The sequence below is a fragment of the Streptomyces camponoticapitis genome (genome assembly GCF_014646115.1).
GTDB classification, from domain to species: domain Bacteria; phylum Actinomycetota; class Actinomycetes; order Streptomycetales; family Streptomycetaceae; genus Streptomyces; species Streptomyces camponoticapitis.
Genome location: NZ_BMMV01000030.1, coordinates 74254 through 94630, shown reverse-complemented (window position 1 = coordinate 94630; position 20377 = coordinate 74254). Strand labels below are relative to the sequence as shown.

At 70.0% G+C, this 20377-nt stretch carries 24 protein-coding genes; 13 read left to right on the top strand and 11 right to left on the bottom strand.

Annotated elements, in window-relative coordinates; translation table 11 throughout:
• The 12 genes from IEY79_RS32685 to IEY79_RS32630 form a co-directional block, all read left to right on the top strand.
• Positions 1–2271, top strand: a 2271-nt coding sequence (locus tag IEY79_RS32685) for a hypothetical protein (RefSeq protein ID WP_229701325.1), incomplete at its 5' end; no start/stop codon positions are given.
• Between the two features lie 127 nt (positions 2272–2398).
• Positions 2399–3364, top strand: coding sequence for a DUF5047 domain-containing protein (locus tag IEY79_RS32680; RefSeq protein ID WP_229701324.1), 966 nt, complete (start codon positions 2399–2401; stop codon positions 3362–3364).
• Complete coding sequence (locus IEY79_RS32675; protein ID WP_189111268.1) at positions 3361–4029, top strand: hypothetical protein; 669 nt, start codon at positions 3361–3363, stop codon at positions 4027–4029. Before IEY79_RS32680 ends, IEY79_RS32675 begins: the two co-directional genes overlap by 4 nt.
• A 12-nt stretch (positions 4030–4041) precedes the next feature.
• On the top strand, positions 4042–4713 hold the full coding sequence (locus IEY79_RS32670) for a hypothetical protein (protein ID WP_189111267.1): 672 nt from the start codon (positions 4042–4044) through the stop codon (positions 4711–4713).
• A gap of 31 nt (positions 4714–4744) precedes the next feature.
• Complete coding sequence (locus IEY79_RS32665) at positions 4745–5122, top strand: hypothetical protein (protein WP_189111266.1); 378 nt, start codon at positions 4745–4747, stop codon at positions 5120–5122.
• A 63-nt stretch (positions 5123–5185) separates the two neighbouring features.
• On the top strand, positions 5186–6028 hold the full coding sequence (locus IEY79_RS32660) for a peptidoglycan recognition protein family protein (protein ID WP_189111265.1): 843 nt from the start codon (positions 5186–5188) through the stop codon (positions 6026–6028).
• A gap of 61 nt (positions 6029–6089) precedes the next feature.
• The gene (locus tag IEY79_RS32655; protein WP_189111264.1) at positions 6090–6359 is read left to right on the top strand and encodes a hypothetical protein; all 270 of its coding nucleotides are present in this window, start codon (positions 6090–6092) and stop codon (positions 6357–6359) included.
• Positions 6359–6790, top strand: a complete 432-nt coding sequence (locus tag IEY79_RS32650) for a hypothetical protein (protein WP_189111263.1) — start codon at positions 6359–6361, stop codon at positions 6788–6790. Before IEY79_RS32655 ends, IEY79_RS32650 begins: the two co-directional genes overlap by 1 nt.
• Position 6791: 1 nt before the next feature.
• Positions 6792–7124, top strand: coding sequence for a hypothetical protein (locus tag IEY79_RS32645; protein WP_189111262.1), 333 nt, complete (start codon positions 6792–6794; stop codon positions 7122–7124).
• A gap of 14 nt (positions 7125–7138) precedes the next feature.
• The gene (locus tag IEY79_RS32640; RefSeq protein WP_189111261.1) at positions 7139–7321 is read left to right on the top strand and encodes a hypothetical protein; all 183 of its coding nucleotides are present in this window, start codon (positions 7139–7141) and stop codon (positions 7319–7321) included.
• Positions 7322–7445: 124 nt separating this feature from the next.
• Positions 7446–8525 carry a tyrosine-type recombinase/integrase gene (locus tag IEY79_RS32635; RefSeq protein ID WP_229701323.1) on the top strand — a complete coding sequence of 360 codons (1080 nt, stop codon included), beginning with the start codon at positions 7446–7448 and terminating at the stop codon, positions 8523–8525.
• Positions 8525–9112: an endonuclease domain-containing protein gene (locus IEY79_RS32630; RefSeq protein ID WP_229701322.1), complete on the top strand. Its 588-nt coding sequence runs from the start codon at positions 8525–8527 to the stop codon at positions 9110–9112. The genes IEY79_RS32635 and IEY79_RS32630 overlap by 1 nt, the downstream gene beginning before the upstream one ends.
• Positions 9113–9243: 131 nt before the next feature.
• On the opposite strand, the gene IEY79_RS32625 is transcribed toward IEY79_RS32630, so the two are convergent.
• From IEY79_RS32625 to IEY79_RS32615, 3 genes are all read right to left on the bottom strand, one after another.
• Entirely contained in the window at positions 9244–9570 is a 327-nt protein-coding gene (locus IEY79_RS32625; RefSeq protein ID WP_189111260.1) for a DUF6233 domain-containing protein, read from the bottom strand.
• Between the two features lie 523 nt (positions 9571–10093).
• Complete coding sequence (locus IEY79_RS32620) at positions 10094–10333, bottom strand: hypothetical protein (protein ID WP_189111259.1); 240 nt, start codon at positions 10331–10333, stop codon at positions 10094–10096.
• Positions 10334–10356: 23 nt separating this feature from the next.
• A complete protein-coding gene (locus IEY79_RS32615; protein ID WP_189111258.1) occupies positions 10357–10602 on the bottom strand; it encodes a GntR family transcriptional regulator in 246 nt (81 codons plus the stop codon).
• 136 nt (positions 10603–10738) lie between these two features.
• Here IEY79_RS32615 and IEY79_RS32610 point away from each other — a divergent pair, with 136 nt between their 5' ends.
• Positions 10739–10960, top strand: a complete 222-nt coding sequence (locus IEY79_RS32610; RefSeq protein ID WP_189111257.1) for a hypothetical protein — start codon at positions 10739–10741, stop codon at positions 10958–10960.
• A gap of 206 nt (positions 10961–11166) precedes the next feature.
• Here IEY79_RS32610 and IEY79_RS32605 read toward each other — a convergent pair whose 3' ends face one another.
• From IEY79_RS32605 to IEY79_RS32570, 8 genes are all read right to left on the bottom strand, one after another.
• The gene (locus IEY79_RS32605; RefSeq protein ID WP_229701321.1) at positions 11167–11403 is read right to left on the bottom strand and encodes a helix-turn-helix domain-containing protein; all 237 of its coding nucleotides are present in this window, start codon (positions 11401–11403) and stop codon (positions 11167–11169) included.
• 678 nt (positions 11404–12081) lie between these two features.
• Entirely contained in the window at positions 12082–14538 is a 2457-nt protein-coding gene (locus IEY79_RS32600) for a HelD family protein (RefSeq protein ID WP_229701327.1), read from the bottom strand.
• Positions 14539–14674: 136 nt separating this feature from the next.
• Complete coding sequence (locus tag IEY79_RS32595; protein WP_189111255.1) at positions 14675–15556, bottom strand: anti-sigma factor family protein; 882 nt, start codon at positions 15554–15556, stop codon at positions 14675–14677.
• Positions 15553–16185 (bottom strand): sigma-70 family RNA polymerase sigma factor, encoded by a 633-nt coding sequence (locus tag IEY79_RS32590; protein WP_229701320.1) that lies wholly within the window; start codon positions 16183–16185, stop codon positions 15553–15555. The genes IEY79_RS32595 and IEY79_RS32590 overlap by 4 nt, the downstream gene beginning before the upstream one ends.
• A gap of 113 nt (positions 16186–16298) precedes the next feature.
• Positions 16299–16901: a CGNR zinc finger domain-containing protein gene (locus IEY79_RS32585; protein WP_189111253.1), complete on the bottom strand. Its 603-nt coding sequence runs from the start codon at positions 16899–16901 to the stop codon at positions 16299–16301.
• A gap of 217 nt (positions 16902–17118) precedes the next feature.
• Positions 17119–17646 (bottom strand): GNAT family N-acetyltransferase, encoded by a 528-nt coding sequence (locus IEY79_RS32580; protein WP_189111252.1) that lies wholly within the window; start codon positions 17644–17646, stop codon positions 17119–17121.
• Between the two features lie 101 nt (positions 17647–17747).
• Positions 17748–18890, bottom strand: coding sequence for a uroporphyrinogen-III synthase (locus IEY79_RS32575; RefSeq protein ID WP_189111251.1), 1143 nt, complete (start codon positions 18888–18890; stop codon positions 17748–17750).
• A gap of 50 nt (positions 18891–18940) precedes the next feature.
• Positions 18941–20347 carry a nitrate/nitrite transporter gene (locus IEY79_RS32570; protein ID WP_189111250.1) on the bottom strand — a complete coding sequence of 469 codons (1407 nt, stop codon included), beginning with the start codon at positions 20345–20347 and terminating at the stop codon, positions 18941–18943.
• Between the last annotated feature and the right edge of the window lie 30 nt (positions 20348–20377).

Below are 20377 nucleotides of genomic sequence, written 5' to 3'. Positions count from 1 at the left end.
CACCACGGCGCTCAGTGCGGGACGGAGGCTGTAGTGGCGATCCCCGGCAACTTCCTGTCGCAGGTGACGGAGTCCATCGACCCGAACACCTCGGGCTGGACTCCGCTCCTGAACTGCACGTTGTCGAAGGGCACCGGCGGCCGGAATGGCGACGGGGTCCTGACCGTCAAGTCGGTCGCGGCCGGGGAGATGCGGGCCCGCACCGTGTCGTCCTATGCCGTCACGCCCGGCACCGTGTATCAGACCTTCGCGGACGCCTCGGGCTCGATCGTGGAGAAGATCGGTCTGCGGTGGCTGTCGCCCACGAACATCGAGCTGTCTATCTCCTGGTCGCTCACCACGGCGTCGGCATCGGCGTCGCTGCACAGGGTCGGCGTGGCAGCCCCCGCGCCGGTCGGCGCTGCACGCGCGCAGGTCGTCCTCTCGTCCAGCCCGGCCGGGGCGGCGGTCACCCACCTTTGGGAGAACGTCTACTTGGGGCTGCCGATCCGCTCGACCGGCAATCTGCTGCCGTTCGGCACCGAGAGCTTCGAGATCGACGCATCCGGCTGGACGTCCGAACTGAACGCGACCGTCGGCAGGGCGGCCCCCGCCGTCCAGTGGCCGGTCACCTGGTACTACTCCGGCGGCGCGATCCTCACCGTCACCGCCATCGCAAACGGGGATGTGGCGGCCCGCACAGTGGAACGTCCGGTCGTCACCGAAGGCATCGAGTACACGGCCTACTGCTACCTGTCGCCACCCACGACCGGCTCCGATTCCTGGATCGAGATCCGGTTCTACGACGCCACGGACACGCAACTGACGGCGACCCGCGGTGAGTTGGCCGCGGCGAGCACCGGGTATCAGCGGCAGCGCGTGTCCGCCATCGCCCCTGCGGGCGCGGTCACGTGCGGCGTCACCGTCGGCATGGACGGCGCCACGGCCGCACAGATCTTGAGGGTTGAGCAGGTCGTCGTTACGGTCGCGCCCGGCTTCCAGGCGGGCAGCGTCGTGAGGTATGCGGACGCCAGCTTCGAGCAAGGCGTCGCCGGGTGGACCAAGACCAGTGGTGTCGCGACGATCGCCCGCTCCACACCCTGGGGCGCCGCAGCAGCGGACGGCAGCTACTGCCTGACCGTCACCTCGGCCACCGCCACCGCCAGCACCATCCGCAGCGCGAAGTTCCCACTTCCCTCGGGCAGCGAGGGCCAGGACTTTCGGCTCTCCTTCTATGAGCAGGTCGCCGCCGGATCCTGGACGACGACCCGGGGAGTCCGCTGGTACGACGCCGCCGACACCGACCTCGGCGCCACCGGCACCGGCGCAAGCGCCGCACCGTCGCCTGGCTGGTGGAAGCTCAGCCGCGACCAGACCGCCCCGGCCGGTGCGACACAGGCGGCCGTCGAACTCACACTCACCGCAGGGGCCATCAACTCGACCATCCGCCTGGACGCCGTCGCACTCTGGCAGGCAGAGCCCCTGATGGAAGTGGACGTCATCCCGGCGTCCGCCAGCATCACGATCACCTTGCGCGAGCTGACGCTCGACCGGGGCATCCTCATCTACCGCATCACCCCGGACGGCACCCGCACGCTGGTGCGCGGACCGAACGGACTGTACGACGGCACGGTCGTCATCACATCCGACCAGATGGTCATCGAGGACTACGAGGCGCCGCTCCTCACGCCCGTCTACTACTACGTAGAGGTCATCGACCCGGCCGACCTGTCCCACCAGAACCGCACCTCAGACCCAGTGACGATCCCGCACGACGACCCCGACGAGGCGTGGCTCAAAGATCCGGGCAACCCGCAACGGAACTGCCGGGTGCTGATGCAGACCGCCCCCGTATGGTCGCGGCCCATCGAACAGGCCACGCACCGGGTCGCCGGGCGCAGGAACGCCGTCGTTCTGTCCGGGGTGCGCAGCGGGCTGGAGGGTGACCTTCAGATCTGGACGCGCACAGACGAGGAACGCGCGTCCCTGCACTGGCTCCTCGACTCAGGCAACGTCATCTTGTGGCAGGCCGCCCCCGGCAAGGGGGTGTCCGACATGTACGTCAGCGTCGGCAGCATCACCGAGGCACGCAGCGAAGAGGACGCCGACGACCCGTGGCGGGCCTGGACTCTGCCACTGACCGAGGCCGACATGCCCGTCACCACCGGCGTCAACGGATCGGCAGGCCGCACCTGGCAGGACATCCTGTCGGAGTTCGCCACCTGGCAAGAGGTCCTGGAGACCTACGCCACCTGGGAAGATGTATTCCTCGACCGCCGCATCGGGGGGTGACGTGTACCCCGTATCGGCCCGCTTCCTACCCCGTCTCGCCGAGCCTCATCGCGTCATCACCGAGGTGCTCCTCTTCCGGACGGACGGCGCGGTAGCCGCCCTCAGGCATACCGGTGGCAGTGTCAGCGTGGACAGCAAGCAGCAGACGCGGCGCACGTGCACCGTCGCCTCGCCCGACGTGTCAATGATCCCGACGACTCCGACAGACTCGCTGGCGACCTACGGGGCTCGGTTGCGAATCTCGCGTGGCGTCGACTACGGCGACGGCACACAGGAGCTGGCGCCACTTGGGGTGTTCCGCGTCGATGGCGTCGATGGCGATCCGACGTTCGGGCCGGTCACTCTTACCGGGCGGAGCCTGGAGTGCGTCGTGGCGGACGACAGGTTCACTGAGCCGTATCGGGCCACGGGCACCGTCTACTCCGCGATCGCGGCGCTCATCGCTCGCAGTATCCCGGACGCCGAGGTCATGTTCCTCGTCGCGGATACGGCGATCGGCTCCCGTACTTGGGATGTGGAAGGTGACCCGTGGGCCGCAGTACAGGAGGTCGCAGCAGCGGCCGGCGCAGAAGCGTTCTGCAACGCGGACGGCGTTTTCGTCGTAGCCGAACTGCCGGACCTGCTGTCAACTCAACCCGCATGGACAGTTGCCGCCGGCGAGGGGGGCGTCTACATCGAGGGCAAGCGCGGCATGTCAGCTGCAGGCGTCTTCAATGCAGTTCTGGCCCGAGGAGAGAACGCAGCCGACGGAGTGCCTCCGGTGCAGTCGTTCGTCAAAGACGACGACCCCGGCTCGCCCACGTACTGGGACGGGCCATTCGGCCACAGGCCCATGTTCTACTCCTCCAGCACTCTGACCAGCGTCGGCGCTTGCCGTCTGGCGGCCGAGTTGAAGCTGCGCGCCGCCAGGGCGCCGAACGCCACGGGGGACTTCAGCGCCCTGGTGAATCCAGCATTGGAGCCGGGCGACGTGCTGCGCGTTGTCCATCCGGACGGGCTGCGCGAGCTTCACCAAGTGGCGTCGTTCACGGTGCCACTGGAACCCGGTGGCGGCATGCCGGTCGGCACGATCGCCGCGAAGGAGGATGCGTGACCTCCTCCATCGAGCGAGCACTGGCCGACATGGTTGCCCAGCAGGCCGTGGAGCAGAGTGCGGCAGACCCTGCCGTGCGCCGCGGGGACTGGCGGCAGGCGACAGTCGCCTCCGTTGACGCGGGCACCGTCACCACGGTGGATGGGGCGATCGCCCGATGCTTGGAGGCCTACTCGAACCCCGCAGTCGGCGACTTGATCCGGCTGGACACGAACGGGACTGGGGATTCAACCACCCCCGGCCGGCTCTCCGTTGCTGGCGACCCCGAGTGGGTGGCGTTCACCAGCGCGTGGACGGCGGCCACGACCAACCCGGTGCTCGGTAACGGGCTCCGGTCCGGCCGCCGGGTGCTGCACGGCAAGACGTGCCACCTGTCGGTGCGCATCGTGCCTGGTTCAACCACGACCTTCGGCTCCGGCAACTACAGCTTCAGCCTGCCGTTCCCGTCGGCCAACGAGACGGTGGAGTACACCGGCACCGCACGGCTGACGGCCGGGTCCACGTACATCGGGCAGACCTACGCCGCGGCGAACGCGACGACGTTCACGGTCACTTTCCCCACGGCAGCGACGCCGGCGAACGCCACGAACATGTCGCCCAGCACCCCGGCAACTCTCGCGTCGGGTCACATCCTCCGCATGAGCCTCACCTACCAGATTGCCTAGAAGGGGGCTCGTGTGCCCACGGAAGACCAGTACGACCAGGACGTGATGGCCGCGTCGTTGCAGGATGTGCCGGACGCCGGAACGCTGGCGTCGGCTCTTGCGAACGCGCTGGCCGCGAAGGTCAACATGAGCTTCGCGTCCGCCTCGGCCAGGGCGGCGACTCTGACGTCCCCGGTGGAGGGGATGGAGGTGTGGCTGCGGGACGTCAATCAGAAGTACGTGTACGACGGGACCGCGTGGCGGCAGGTGCCCCTCGGCGTGACGGACTCCGTGTCCGACCAGCAGTCGTCCTCGTATGACGTGCTGTCGACGTCGTACACCACGACCGCTTCGGCTGGCACCTACGCGCACTGCCAGGTCGTTTTCACGGCCCCGGTGACCGGGCGGGTGGAGATCAAGACGTCGGCTCGCATGATCAACGAGACGGCTTCGAACGGCTGCCTGATCGCCCCCCAGACCCGCACCGGCAACACCCCCGGCTCGGGCTCGATCATCGAGGATGCCTCCGACGGGCTCGGCCCGAGCAACTACGGCAACACGTTCTCACGGCACGGAGTCAGCCACCTTCTGGTGGGCCTCACGCCCGGCTCCACGTACAACACGCGCCTTCTCCACAAGACGTCGTTCAGCGGGGCCACCGCCACCTTTGCTCTGCGTGAACTGATCGTGAGCCCCGCGCCGTAACCGCAGTCCACCCACGAAGGAGTTCGCCCGTATGCCGCACCACATCCTGGTCACCGAAGCTGGCGCGCGTCTCGCGCTCCTGTCCTGCGTCCTCCGCAACGACGGCTCGGGCTGGGAGATCCTGAACGACTCCGGCCACAGCCCGTCCGGGATCACCGGCGTGAACCAACTGGCGGACCGGCTGGAGCTGCTGCACGCCGCGACCGCGCTGAAGGTCTCCTCGGTGCAGGTCACCCCGGACGAGTACCTGGCCGCGCGCGCCTACCGGTGCGGCATCTCCGTCGGCCTCGCGACCAGCCGCATCTACCTGTACCGGGGCACGTCCACTACCCCGCTGTCGCCGGCCACGGTTGTCGCCGCGTCCGGGAACCTGTGGGTGACGGGGTTGATGGAACTCCCGCCCGCGTAACCCGCCCCGCATCCCGAGCCCCGAGCCGACGGCCGGGGCTTCCTTCATGCCCGAGGAGGGTTCATGAAGCTCGTCACCCGCGCCCAGTGGGGCGCCCGCGCCTACCGGACACCGAGCGGGGCCACACCCTACGGCCGCGCACGGAAGGGCGTGAAGGTCCACTACCTCGGCTCGGCGTACAGCGACCGCACGCACGACAAGTGCGCCGCATACGTCCGCTCGCTCCAGAACAGCCACATGGACGGCAACGGCTGGTCCGACATCGGCTACAGCTTCGTCGTCTGCACCCACGGCTACTCGTTCGAGGGCCGCGGCCTCAAGCGCCGCAACAGCGCGAACGGCAACACCAGCCTGAACGATCAGGACTACGCGGTGTGCGCGCTCGTCGGCTCGTCGGGGCTCACACAGCCCACCGACCCGCAGCTCAACGGGATCCGCGACACGATCGAATACTGCCGCGAGAAGGGCCCCGCCGGCGACTGGCTCGGCGGCCACCGCGACGGCTACGCCACCACCTGCCCCGGAGGCCCGCTATACGCGTGGGTCAAGAAGGGCGCACCCCGACCGAACGGCAGCACCACCCCCGAGGAGGAAGACCCCATGGCCGCCATCACGAAGACCGACATCTTCAACGCCGTCTGGAAGACCGACGGGATCCCCGCACCGTCCGACGCGGACGACGTGAAGACGAACGTCAACTGGCAGGCGCTGTCCGTCCTGCGCGACATCCAGGCGCGCGTCCGCGCGAACACGCAGACCGAGGCTGCGCAGTCGGCGGCCATCGCCAAGCTCGCCCAGCTCGTCGGCTCCGACGTCGACACCGCCGCCGTCGTGGCCGCCGTGGAGAAGGCCATCAAGGACGCGGTCGTCAAGGTCGACGTCGACATCAACGGCCCGGCCGCCTGACCGAAGTGTCCGTTTTCCTCGAGTAATCCGATCTTCCCCGGCTAGAAGAAACGAGACCGCCATGTCCACCAGCTTCCCCCTCCCCGACGCTGAGACCGTCGTGAAGACCGCCAAGACCTACGCCCGCGACCTGGCCGAGCGCACCCTCGCCACCGCCGTCGTCGCCGCCGGTGGTGTCGCCATCGCCGCAGGCCCGGCCGACATGTTCCACGCCTCCTTCTGGGAGACGATGGCCGCCGCCGGAATCGCCGCCGGCGGAACCCTCTTGAAGGGCATGGTCGCTCGCGCCTTCGGCAGCAAGAACAGCGCGTCCCTCTCCAAGGGGGTCTGATGCGGCGCGGGCTGTGGCGGCTCGCGCACCGTGTTGGCCGCCGGGGCGCCATCCTCCTGCTGCTCGGCGGCCTCGTCACCCTCTACGGCGTCGGGCAGTTGGAGCAGCCGCTGCCCGACCAGACCGGCATCCGGATCCTACTGATGCTGATGGATCTGGAGTGCTGGTCCTGGACGTGGATCGCCGCAGGGGCGCTCGCGGTCGTGTGCGCGTTCCTGCCGCAAGGTCGAGACTGGCCCGGCTTCACCGGGCTGTGTCTGGCGACTGCCCCGTGGGCGCTGTCCTTCTTCATGTCCTGGTGGCCGCTGGAGGAGAACCCCCGCGGCTGGGTCAGTGCGGCGATCTTCGCCGGGTTCGGCGCGATCCCCCTCGTCATCGTCGGCTGGGACGAGCCCGACGCCGAAAGACCCCGGGAGCACGATGAGCACTGAAATGCTGGCCGCACTCGCAGCCCTGGGAGTCGCCCTGATCACCGCCGTTGGCGGCATCGTCACGGTCGTGGTGGGCCGCCGGCAGCCGCGGGGGCAGGGTCGGCGGGACGACTTCACCAAGGTGACCGAGCGACTCGACAAGGACATTGAGCGGCTGGAAGGGCGGGTCACCCGGCAAGAGGTGAAGATCAGCGGCCAGTCGGCGGCGATCACCTACCTGTCGGCGGTAGTGCGGAGTCTGAGCGCGTTCGTCCGGGAGTCCCGGTTGCAGCCGCCTCCGGTCGCGGCGCCGCCGGAAGAGGCGAAGCCGTACCTGCATGACATCGGCGTGTGAGAACTGGAGTACGCATGACCGAACAGCCTGACCAGCACCCGGTGCAGCCGCGCGTCGATGAGGCGGCGGCGGATCTGGGGACGATGGTGGAACTCGGGATGGCCGACCCGGCGCCGGTGCCGTCACCGTCCATCGCGCCGTTCCTGGAGCCGGCCTGGCCGCCCGAGGTCGAACCCGATCCTTACGGTGGCTCCTGACGAAGCCCCTCCTGCCTACGGGCGGGAGGGGCTTCTTGCGTTCCCCCGCATGGGGGTATCACTCGGGATACACTCTTCATATCCCATGCGACAAAAGGGTGTTGACGAGGCATCAAGGAGAGATGTGGACGGGTCCCTAGAAAAGCTCACCCAGGGAGTGCCAGCGGAGATCCGCGCCGCATGGGCAGCCCGGCACGGCGAAGCGGCCGCCGAACGACTCGCGGCCGCCGAAGACTTCGCCGACGCTATGAAGGAGGCGACCACCCCGCCCAACACGACAGACACCTACAGCAAGGGATGGAAGGTGTGGCAGCGCTTCTGCGCCGAGCAGGGCCTCCCGGAGACGGAAGGAACCCGAGGTGCGCTCGTCGCCTACGTCGCCTGGATGCTCGACCGCGGCCGCGCAACCCCCGGACGTGACGGCGGCCGCGGCTACGCGCCCACGTCCGCACACTCCCATCTCACCGCCGCCATCGTCGGCCTACGCGAGCGCGGCCGCCCCGTGAGCAAGGATGCTCACTCCGAAGCGCGCGCCCGACTGGAAGGCGTCGCCACCCAACTGGCCAAGGCGGGAGAGCGGCGCGGCCGCGGCAAGGCTGCGGCCGCCGACCTTGACAGCCTGCACCGCATCGCCGCCGCCTGCGACGGCAGCCCAACCGGACGACGGGACCTTTCGCTCATCCTCACCGGCTTCCACTTCGCATCCCGCGCTTCAGAGGTCTCCGGCCTGCTCCTCGCCGACATCACTGTGCATGCCCGCGGCATCAAGGTCGCCGTCGTCACCGGCAAGACGAAGAGGTCCGTGCGTACCGTCGCCATCCCCTACAACAACGACGAGCCGGAGATCTGCGCCGTCCGCGCCTGGCAGCAGTGGTGCGAGATCTACGGACGCACCGATCTGACGGCGGCCGCCTTCCCGCGCATCGACCGCTGGGGACACATCGGTGGCGCGATGGCGCCCGACTCCGTCACGAACGCGGTCACCCGCGTCGCGCGACGGGCTGGCGTGCCGATCCGCTGGACCGGTCACAGCTTGCGGTCCGGGCTCGCCACCGAAGGCCGCAAGAACGGGAAGGACCCCGTGAACATCGCCAAGCAAGGCGGATGGGCGCCAGGCAGCAAGGCCATGCTCGGCTACATGCAGCTCGCCGACGAATGGGACGACAACGCGGCAGCGGGCCTGCGGCGGAGCGGGGGTCAGTGATGAAGCCTGTCGTTCGCGACGACACATGCGGCAAGCCGACCAAGAGCGGCGGGCTGTGCACCAGGACCCTCCACTACTGGGAGGCGCGAAGCTTCGAGTTCGATCGGGCCGACGGCTGCTGGCACCACATGAGCCAGCCCTTCAAGGAAGCCTCCAAGGCGCGCAAACAGGCAGAGGAGAAGGCGTGGTTGTCGTACCTCTACGCCGATCCGATCTGCTGGGGGTGGCCCGTCCCCGGCCTCCCGGCTCCAGCCGAGATTCCCGAAAGCAGGGCGGGAGAACTGCTCCTCCTCTGGCAGGACGGGCGCTGCGCAATATGCGGGCATCGCCGCGAGTCCGTAGAGGACCACGATCACGTCACCGGCCTGACCCGCGGCTATCTGTGCCGCGGATGCAACATCCAGGAGGGTGTCTACCGCGACTCGGGCACCCTGTTCGGCAAGTACAGGGAACGCCACCCGACAAGGATCCTCGGCTTCGAGATCCGCTACTGGGATCCGTTCACGCGGGAGTACGCCGCGCCAGCCGACGAGCGCGCTGCCGAGGATCCGTGGACCGACGCCGCGAGCGACGACATCGGGCTGTAGTACCTAATCCGGTCATTCGCCTTCCCTGTCGCCCATTTCGGGTGCATCGTGTTCTTGCGTGGACCCCGAGCCCCCCAGGCCGTGGCCCCCGTACTGGCCCCGCCGTGTGCTGCGCACTGGCGGGGCCTTCGTCATGCCCCGTCGTTCGCGAGCCTCCGCTCCGGCGCGCAGAACTCGCACGCTGCCACGCTCCCAGGATCTTCCGTGAGCCCGAGCCGGGCCGCGCTCGCCTCAATGGGCAGCGTCTTCCGCTGCGGCATGGTGCAGTCGGCGAGGTGAATGCGCGCCGGCTCCGGGTGTGTGGGGTGGCGTTTCGGCTCGACCACGTAGCTGGCCGGGCCGGTGGGGGCTTGTTCGAGGGCGTGGATCTTCCGCCGGGTGTCGTACAGCTGCCAGTCCAGCCACGCCTCCAGGGTGCGGAGCTTGGCGAGGCGTTCAGCAGGCGGCAGGTCGGACATGTGTTCGATACTAAGCCCAGCCGGATCGCCCGAAGCCTCCCGATCTGTCGGCGCCTACTGCCACACTGACAGTGGCCTCGCCGCCGCCACCCCCGTCGGCGGCGAGGCCGAACCCGAAGGGAATCCCGTGACGCCCGAGCAGGAAGTCGAAGCAGGGTCTTACGCGGTGCGCTATTGGGGTGGGCCGCTGGATGGAGGCGAGGAGCGCATCGCCTGCCCGTACCCACCAAGAAGCCTGAACGGGTACGGGCTCTCACACAGCAAGCTTGGGCGCTACTACGTCTACACGTGGGCGAAGCGCATGCGCTCCCAGGCCGACAGCGTCTGACCCGCCCCGCTGTCAGCGCCCACCCGTAGACTGGTCGCACTAACCCCAGGGCCTGCGGGCCCGCGAAACAGGGGATTTCTCACCGCCCCCGCCCGGCGTGATGCACCGGACGGGGGCGGAGCTGCGTCCGGTGATCGCTCTACGGGCGCGCGTCTACTGAAAACGCTTATCACTTTCGAGGAGCCTCGAAAGTGATCAGGCCGTAGCCTCGTCGGCTTCCCGCGCGGCCGCCTTGACGGCCATCTCCAGCTCGTACCGGCTCACCCCGGCGGTCGCCGCCGCGCGCTCCGTCACGGCCCGCTGGACCGCCTCTGACGCGTCCAGCCACGGCCGCCACGCCCCTGGGGAGTAACCGCCCGCCGTCGCCTCCCGGTGGGCCGCATTCGCCGCACGCTGGAGCTGAAGCAGGCCATCAGGGATCTCGATGTTCACCACGGCCGGAGGCTACGCCGGGCGGGTCAGCCGGCCGACGGGGGCTCGGCAACGAAGGACCCGAGCCCAACCTCCGTGCGCACCAGACCCTCGCCCTTCAGGTGACCCAGCGCCTTCTGGGCGGTCGCCGCGGCAACCTCAAACTCCGCCGACAGCTCCACGACCGAGGGAACCTTCGACCCGACCGGATACGTGCCGTCCTCGATGCGGCCCTGAATGACCGCCGCCACCTGCCGCCAGATCGGCCGCGTCCGGTCAAGATCAGCACTCATGGCACCGACGCTAGGTAACCGCAGTACACCACGCGACCGCAGTAGACCGCAGTACACTGCGGTGACCTGGAACACAGGAAACCCCCGCAGCCGTGCGACCGGCCCGGGGGTATGGACGACGCGGGAAGGCATCGCCATGGCGGATTCTACCGACGACCAGGTCGACCAGGAGAGTGGAGAACCAGGCCAACGCCAGGCCGTTGCCGTCAGCCCGGAAGTGCGCGCCGAAACCGCCTGGCGAAAGTACATCCGCCACACGGTGGAGCTGTGCGAGACCACCTGCCGCACCCCCGGCGTCGACTGCCCGAAGGCCGTCGAGCTCAAGGCGGCGTGGAGCCGGGCGAAGGACGAGGCTTGAGGGCTCTACCCACGGCCTGACGTGCCGTTACCCGCCCCACACGGGGTGTGCGTGGCGTGTGAAACAGGTTCGGCATGACCCTTTCGGAATCCGGGAACGTGAGATTGACTCTGATTCAGTCCCGGCTCAGACCCTGCCGCAGGGCATCGGAGGCTCCCGCCCGCCGTGTGCGGTGGAGCAAGCGCGGCGGGCGGGGAACCCCCGAGTCACTCGGCGAGCAGGTTACTGGCGGGGATGCCTAATGCGCGAGAGATGCGCAGCAGCCAGCTGATACGCGCATCGGTCGAGCCGGACTCGATGTTCTGGATCGTGAGCCGCTTCACGCCGGCCAGTTCCTCAAGGCGCTCCTGCGTGAGGTTGGCGTACTCGCGCTCGGCGCGGACGCGCGCGCCGATGGCTCTGCGCTTCTCGGTGACCCACTCAGGGTCGGGCTCGCGGGGCACTGGACAAACGCTTCTGCCCACAAGATCATTAGTCAGCCTGCGCAGACATGCTTTTTGTGATCTTGAAAGCTCGGCCGGGGTGGCGTAGTGCATCCGCCGTCTCGGCCGTGTGACGCCAAGACCTAGTCAAGGCGTCCCGCCCCGGTCTCTTTTGAGGCCGGGGCGTTCTACTGTCGGAAGCAGAACGCCCCCGCCGTGTGTATCGGCGGGGGCGAACCCAGTGGAGTCGAAGCTCCACCAGCGGGACCAGGTCCCGCCGACTTCTTCCCCACCGGTCTTGGCTGGGGGGCGCATCAGGGACTGCGCTATGCCGCGCGCCCTCCCCGGAGATCACGACGCTAGGCGACGCGCCGCATAGATGGAACAGGCACGCACCCCCTCTCACTCATTCGGGGGGTCGGCCTGGTCACTCGGCTATGTGGACTGGAAGTGGACTCTCAAGATCAAAGAAGGGGAGCCCTCCAACCCGAGGTTCGGGGCTGAAGGGCTCCCAAGTAGCCTTCTACCTGCACACTCTTCTACAGCAAAGATGACACCGACCCGCCATGCTCGCCTCGCGGCAAGTGGTCGCTCGAAGCGACGAAGGTTGGGCCCGGGGGCTTGGATCGGGTCGGTGCCAACACCAGGCTAACAAAGCCACCCGGGAAAGTGATTCCCGCGCTTGAGTTGACTTCCGGATCATTCTCTGAGGAGGTCGGGAACTCCCTGCTCGTCGGGGTCGTCGCGGTCCGCGGAGACGACCGTCAGCTGCTGCGTCGCCCGGGTGAGGGCCACGTAGAGCACCCGCAGTCCGGCCGGGGACTCGTCGGCGATCTCGGCCGGCGAGACGACCACCGTGGCGTCGTACTCCAGCCCCTTCGCCTCCAGGCTGCCGAGGGCCACCACCCGGTCGCCGAGCCCCGCCAGCCAGCGTGCCGCCTGTTCCCGGCGGCTCATGGCCACGACCACGCCGATCGTGCCGTCGACGCGGTCCAGGAGGCGCGCGGCCTCCTCCCGTACGGTCCGGGCCAGGTCACCGTCGCGCACGGCGCTGAAGCGCGGCTCGACGCCCGTGGAGCGGACGGCGGCCGGGGACTCCATGCCCGGCATCGCGAGGGCGAGCACCTTGGCGGCGAGGGCCGCGATCTCGGCCGGGTTGCGGTAGTTCACGGTGAGGGTGAACTGGCGGCGCGGACGGTTGCCCAGGGCCTCGTCGCGTGCCTCGGCCGCCTCGTCCGGGTCCGACCAGGACGACTGCGCGGCGTCGCCGACCACCGTCCAGGTGGCGTGCCGGCCACGGCGGCCGACCATCCGCCACTGCATCGGGGTGAGGTCCTGCGCCTCGTCCACGATGACGTGGGCGTACTCCGTACGCTCCGCCGCGAGCCGTTCCGCGCGCTCCCGCTGCGACTCCTCGCGCTGCGGCATCAGCTCTTCGAGCCCGGTCAGCTGGTCCAGCGGGTCCAGCTCGCGGCGCTTGCGCTGGCGGGGCGGTGAGCCGAGCAGCTGCTCCAGCTCGTCGAGGATCGCCACGTCGTGCACGGACAGCGGCCCGGTGCCGTCGGGGCCGGCGCGCCGCAGGGAGCGGGCGACCTTCCTGGTCTCGGCCGGGTTGAGGATACGGCGGGCCCAGCGGCCGAGCCGGCGCTCGTCGGCCATCGCCGCGAGCACTCCGCGCGCGGTGAGTTCGGGCCACCAGGCGTCCAGGAACTCGATGAAGCTGTCCTCGGACGCCACGTCCTCGTCGAAGCCGCTGCGCAGTTCGGCGGCCAGCTGGGCGTCGCCCGTGGCCACGTAGTCCCCGGCACGCGACGCCGCGCCGGACTTCGCCCAGAGCGCGTCGAGCAGCAGCTTCCGGGCGCGTGGGCGCAGCAGGTTGACGGGGGCGGTGCCGGTGAGGACGGACTGCCTGATGCGGTGCAGCTCGTCGGATTCGAGCTCCAGGCGGCGGCCGAGCGCGACCACCCGCAGCCGGGTGGGTGTCAGGGGCCGCCCGGACCCGCCCGACGGGTCCCCATCACCGCTGTCGTCGCCGCCGAAGGAGAGCTGCCCGTCTCCCCGGCCGCCACGCCCACCGCGGCCCCCGGCGGGCGCCCTGTCCCCCTCCAGGGCCCCGCGCGCCGCCTTGCGCAGCACCTTGAGCATGCGCGCCGAGCCCTTGACGCGGGACACGGCGGGTTCGTCGTACGCGGTGGCCTCCGCGCCGTCCACGAGCGATCCGACCGCGCGGATCGCGACCTGCCCCTCCTCCCCCAGGGACGGCAGCACGCCTTCCGTGTACGCGACGAGCAGCGGCGTCGGTGAGACGACGAGGATGCCGCCCGCGTACCGCCGCCTGTCCTGGTACAGCAGATAGGCGGCGCGGTGCAGCGCGACGGCGGTCTTGCCGGTGCCGGGACCGCCCGACACCTCGGTGACGGACGCGGCGGGCGCCCGGATCACCAGGTCCTGCTCGGCCTGGATGGAGGAGACGATGTCCCGCATGGTGTGGCTGCGGGCCTGGCCGAGGGCCGCCATCAGCGCGCCGTCGCCGATGACGGGGAGCGCGGCGCCGTTCAGCGACGCGGTCAGCTCCGGGCGCATCAGGTCGTCCTCGACGCCGAGGACCTTGCGGCCCTTGGAGCGGATGACACGGCGCCGTACGACACGGCCGGGGTCGACGGGTGTCGAGCGGTAGAACGGCGCGGCCGCCGGCGCGCGCCAGTCGATGACCAGCGGCGAGTAGTCGGAGTCCAGGACTCCGATACGGCCGATGTGCAGCGTCTCGGCGATGTCGGCGGTGTCGTCGTCGCGTACGGCGTCGTCGGCGGGCTCGACGGAGGTGTACGCGCCGTCCGGGCCCTTCTTGCCGTCCTTGCCGGGCAGCAGGTCGACCCGCCCGAAGAGGAAGTCCTCGAATTCGTTGTTGAGCCGGTTGAGATGGATTCCGGCCCGGAACACCTGCGCGTCGCGTTCGGCGAGCGCGCCTGGTGTGCCGACCTGACCGCGCTTGGCGGCGTCGTTCATCAGGAATTCCGCCTCGTCGATCTTCTCTTCGAGACGGCGGTAGACCTGGTCGAGATGTTCCTGCTCGACGCCGATCTCGCGGTCGCGCACGGAGTCGGCCCCCGCGGGGTGCGCGGGGGCCTTCCCCGTCGCGTGGACGGGGTCGCTTATGGCGTCGTTTCCCTTGTCCCGTACGGGATCGACAACCGATCCGGCGGATTCAACAGCGGCATCCTGCGCGGCCACCGAGGCCCCCTTCTGACGTGCACTGGGCAGCCGTCAACCGTACGCGAAGGGGGCGGGTATGTCAGGCCTCGACCTCCACCAGACGCTTGCCGTCAAATGTCCGGACCTCGAAGTGGTCGATGTCGTTCCGCTCCATCGCCGAGCCACCGTGCACGTACAGCGGGTTCTTCGCCACGTCGTGCGTGCTGTCCGGAATGCCATATCCCCACTTCGGCACGGCCCAGGAGGTGACGATCTCCTCCTCGCCCGTCTTGGACACGGCGATGAGGCTGCACTTCAGCGGCCCCTTGACGTTCTTCAGCTCCAGGACGGCATGCGTCCCCCAGCCCTTGGGCTCCATGCCGACGGTCGCGCTGACCTTCGTCGTGGGGTCCGTGGCCTCGACCTTCTCCGCCATGTGCTCGAAGAAGGCGTCCTCGGCGGGACTGGTGGGGTGCGGGTCCCCGGCCTGGTTGCTCGTGCCACCGTCGCCGGCGGTGGCGACGACCGCCACGGCGGGACCGCCGATCACCAGCGCGGCGGCCGCGGCCACCAGATACATCGAGCGGCGCCTGCGCTTGGCACGCTTGACCGCGACCTCGTCGACGAGCCGGTCGAGCAGCCGCGGGCTGGGCTGCACCGTGACGGCGGGCGCCGTCGGCGGCGCGGGCGCGGCGGCGCGTCCGAACGGGGAGGCGGAGGGGACGGCGGCGGGCCGGCCGAAGGGATCGGATCTGCCGAACGGCGACGACTGCCCGACCGGGTCGGGATTGTCCGCCAGCATGGCCAGCATCGGCTCCATCCCCGCGAACTCCTCCAGATGGAGCGCGCAGATGTGGCAGCCGGCGAGGTGCGCCTCGAAGGCGGTGGCGTCGGCCTCGTCCAGAATGCCGAGCACGTACGCCGCCGCCGCGTCGTGCGCGGTCGTGCCGTCGCCCTGCCCGGACTGCTCGTACGTCGTCATGCCGAGACCCCCCTCTCCTCCAGCGCGAGCTTCATGGACCGCAGTGCGTAGAACACACGCGAGCGCACGGTCCCACTGGGTATACCGAGCGTCTCGGCGGCCTCGTTGACCGTGCGTCCCTTGAAGTACGTCTCCACCAGAACTTCCCGGTGGGCGGGGGTCAAATCATCGAGGGCATCAGAGAGCGTCATCAGCCACAACGCCTTGTCGATCTCGTCCTCCGCGGGCATGACCTCCAGCGGCGACGGGTCGACCTCCTGCGGCCGGGCCTGCCGGCTGCGGTGACCGTCGATGACGATGCGCCGAGCGACCGTCACCAGCCAGGGTCGGACAGAGCCGGTCGCCCGATTGAGCTGACCGGCGTTCTTCCAGGCACGGATGAGCGTCTCCTGCACGACATCCTCGGCCCGTTGCCGGTCACCCGCGACGAGGCGCAGGACGTAGGCGAGCAGCGGTCCGGCGTGTTCCCTGTAGAGGGCTCGCATCAGCTCCTCGTCGGGGACGGAGGTGTTGGTGCGCTGTGCCTCGCTCCGGTGCCGGGCCCGGTGAGGTCGGTCGTCGGCCACGGCCGCATCCTTGCGCACCTGAACCTCCCGGGTCGAGACCTTGAGACGGCTGCTTGTTCCCATCACGGTGACTTACGGGCCGGTGGGAAGATCTGCTCAACGCCGCAGCGGAAATCTTTCAAGATCTTTTACGGGGGGTGTCAGGGCCCGGCGCCGGGGCCCGGACCAGGCAGGGCTCAGGCGCGGGCGAGCGCCGCCCGGCGGCGGTGCCTCGCGACCCGCTCCCTGTTGCCGCACACCTCGCTGGAGCACCAGCGGCGCCGGCGCCCGCGCGAGGTGTCCAAGTACACACGCCGGCAGCTGTCTCCCTCGCACTGGCGCAGCCGCTCCCGTGCGACCGGATCGGTCAGCAGGTCCACCGTGTCCCTGGCCACCGCCGCGAGCAGCGCCCCGCATTCGGGCTCGTCGCTCAGCGTCCGGACGAGGCCGCCGCCCGGCTCACGTACCGCGCGGATCCCGGGCGGCGCACCGGCCGCGATCGCGTTGACGCGGTCCAGCGCGGCTGCCGCGTACCGTCCGTCGATCTCGGCGCGCACCAACTGGCCCACACAGTCGCGCAGTTCCGCGAAGCGCCGGACCCAGCCGGTGTCGACGCCGACGAGCGGGGTACCGGGGGGTACGAGGCCCGAGCCGGTGAGCCAGCTGCCGAGTAGTCCCGCGTCGTCGGCCCGTGGCCCTTCGTCGAACCCCTTCGGGTCCGGCTCGCCGGTGGCCACCAGATCCAGGCAGACGCGCCCGGAGTCGAATCTCCACTCGTACGAGCCCACGCCCGTAGTCATGTGCCTGTCACCGCCTCGGTACCGTACTGCCGCCTACTCCCCAGAGTGCATGCCCCGTAAGGTCTCCGGCACCCCTCCGGAGGCAACTCACTTCAACCTCGGCCGGTGAATTCCGGGCGCGGGACGGAACCCCGGCCCCCGGAAGGCCCTCTTAGGGTTTTACGGCGCCGCCGGTCTCACGGTCCGGCCGGTTTCACGGTGCCGTCCTCCCGCCGCCCTACAGCGCGTTGTTCGGCGGCCCGTCGTGCAGGATCCGCTGGAAGAGATGGTGGTCGCGCCAGGCCCCGTCGATGTGCAGATAGCGCGGCGCCGTCCCGATCAGCTCGAACCCGCACTTGCCGAGGACCCGTTGCGAGCCGATGTTGGACGGCATCGTGCTGGCCTCGATCCGGTGCAGCCCCAGATCCTCCAGGGCGGCCCGGCAGACCTCCTCCACGGCGCGGGTGGCGAGGCCGCGTCCGGTGTACGCGGCGTCGGTCCAGTAGCCGAGCCCGGCGCTGCGGAACGGCCCGAGGACGAGGGTGGAGAGGGTGGCCTGGCCCACGACGTCGGGCCCGTCGACGAAGACCCAGCGCAGGGCGGAGGGGTCGGTCAGCAGGGTGGCCTGCGCCTCCGGGGTGAAGAAGTCGGCCGGGCGGTAGGGCGACCAGGGAGCCATGTGGTCCCTGTTGCGCAGGAGCGCCTCGGCGAGTGCGGCGGCGTCCTCCGCCCGCGCGGGCCTGAGCTGGGGAGAGTCGTTGACCATCCGCTTAAAATAGACGCCCTGGTTCCGGTTCGATACCGCAGCGGTGACCTCGATCGACGGACGGTCATGCGTCCCTGGTCACAGCCGGTGTCCCGGTAACGTCACGCGCCCCCGTACTTCGTGCCGGCCGCCGGGTCCAGCGCGAGCCGGTAGCCGCGTTTGACGACCGTCTGGATCAGTTCCGGCGCCCCAAGTGCCGTACGGAGCCGGGCCATGGCCGTCTCGACGGCGTGCTCGTCACTGCCCGCGCCCGGCAGGGCCCGCAGCAGATCCGCCCGCGAGACCACCCAGCCCGGGCGCTTGGCGAGCGCGTTCACCAGGGCCATCCCGGCGGGCGGTACGGGCCTCAGGCCGTCGTCCAGCAGCACCGCGTGGCCACGTATCTCGAAGCGGCGGCCCGCGACGGTCAAGGTGCGGGTACGGCCCGGCAGTTCGAGGCAGAGGACCTGGACGAGCGGGCCCAGGCGGAAGCGTTCGGGCTGGACGGTGTCGATGCCGTGCTCCTGGAGCGGCAGGGCGGTGACGGGCCCGACGCAGGCGGCGAGCACGTCGTGGTGGAGCGCGTCGACCAGGCCGGCCAGCAGCCCGCGCTCCCTGGCCCGGGAGAGCAGCGAGGCGGCGGCGGGCGCGCTGGTGAAGGTGACCGCGTCCAGGGCGCGCGCGACGGTCGCCTCGATGAGCCGGTCGACGGGCGCGATGTCCTCGGGCGGCATCCAGCGGTAGACCGGTACGACGACGACCTCGGCGCCACCGGCCCGCAGCGCCTCCACGAATCCGGGCAGCGGCTCGCCGTGCAGCTGGAGCGCCACCCGGCGACCCTCGACGCCCTCGGTCAGCAGCCGGTCCAGCACCTCGGCCATGGACTCGGACTCGGGCGACCACTCCTCGGTCAGCCCGGCGGCGCGGATCGCGCCCTTCACCTTCGGCCCGCGCGCCAGCAGTTCGGTGCCGCGCAGAGTGTCGAGGAGGTCCTGGCCGTGGCCCCAGCCGTCGGCCGCCTCCACCCAGCCGCGGAAGCCGATGGCCGTCGTCGCGATCACCACATGGGGCGGGGCCGCTATCAACTCCTTGGTGGCGGAGAGGAGTTCGGTGTCGTCGGAGACCGGCACGATACGCAGGGCCGGGGCGTGCACGACGACCGCGCCGCGCCGCGTGAGCAGCGCCCCCAGTTCGTCCGCGCGCCTGGCGGCGGTGACCCCGACGGTGAATCCGGCGAGTGGGCCGTGCTGCTGCTGTTCGGACATGGTCTGGTGTCCCGCTCTCTCGTCCGTACGGCTCCGACGCGGAGCCGGGCTCACACCCCCGCGTAATCGAGACCGCGCCGCATGCCGCCCCCGGCTCCGGTGTCCGCCTCCGTCGCCGGCCCGGCCGTCCGCTTCCGAAGGTATACCGCCCAGGTGAGCGCCGAGCACACCGCGTAGAAGCCGAGAAAGGAGACGAACGCGGCGGTGCCGGTGCCCGCCGACTGCTGGAAGGACTGCCGGAAGGCAAGGTTCACCCCGAGCCCGCCGAGGGCGCCGACGGCACCGATCAGTCCCATGGAGGCGCCGGAGAGCCTGCGCCCGTACCGCTCCGCCGCCTCCCCCGTCATGCCCCTGGCCAGGGCCCGCGTCCGGAAGATGCCGGGGATCATCTTGTACGTCGAGCCGTTGCCCAGGCCGCTGAGCAGGAACAGCGCGGTGAAGCCGACGAGGAAGACGGGCAGCGACCCGGTCGTCGAGGCGAAGATCACCACGACGGTCGCCGCCGCCATCCCGGCGAAGTTCCACAGGGTGATGCGGGCGCCGCCGTGCCGGTCGGCGAGCCTGCCGCCGACGGGCCGCACCAGCGAGCCGAGCAGCGGGCCGGCGAAGGTCAGGGACGCCGCCTCCAGCGGCGTACGCCCGAACTGGGTCTGGAGCACCAGCCCGAAGGCGAAGCTGTAGCCGATGAAGGAGCCGAACGTGCCGATGTAGAGCACGGCCATGATCCAGGTGTGCCGGTCGCGTACGGCCTCCCCGGCGGCCCCGGTGTCGTTGCGCACCGGTGCCAGGTTGTCCATGAACAGCGCGGCGCAGACGGCGGCGGCGACGATCAGCGGCAGATACACGGCGAGCACGATCCGGGGATGCGTGGCGCCGGCCGTCCCGATCACCAGCAGCCCGACGAGCTGCACGACCGGTACGCCGACGTTGCCGCCGCCCGCGTTGAGGCCGAGCGCCCAGCCCTTCTCGCGCAGCGGGAAGAAGGAGTTGATGTTCGTCATGGAGGAGGCGAAGTTGCCGCCGCCGAGGCCGGTGAGCGCGGCGACGGCCATGAAGGTGGTGTACGAGGTCCCCGGCTCCATCACCGCGTAGGCGGCGCCGGTCGGCAGAAGCAGCAACAGGGCGCTGACGACGGTCCAGTTGCGTCCGCCGAAGCGGGCGACGGCGAAGGTGTACGGGATCCGTACGAGCGCGCCGACGAAGGTGGCCGTGCCGATGAGGAAGAACTTCCCTGCCGGGTCGACGCCGTACTCGGGGCCCATGAACAGCACCATCACCGACCAGAGGGTCCAGATGGAGAATCCGATGTGCTCGGACAGCACGGAGAAGAGCAGATTGCGCCGGGCGGTCCGGCGGCCCGTCCGCTCCCAGAAGCCAGGGTCCTCCGGATCCCAGCGCTCGATCCATCGCCCTCCCCGGGCGCCGCGTGCCGCATCGGTGATCGTCGGGCCAGTCATCGCGCCTCCACTGACGGTGCGGTTCGAAGA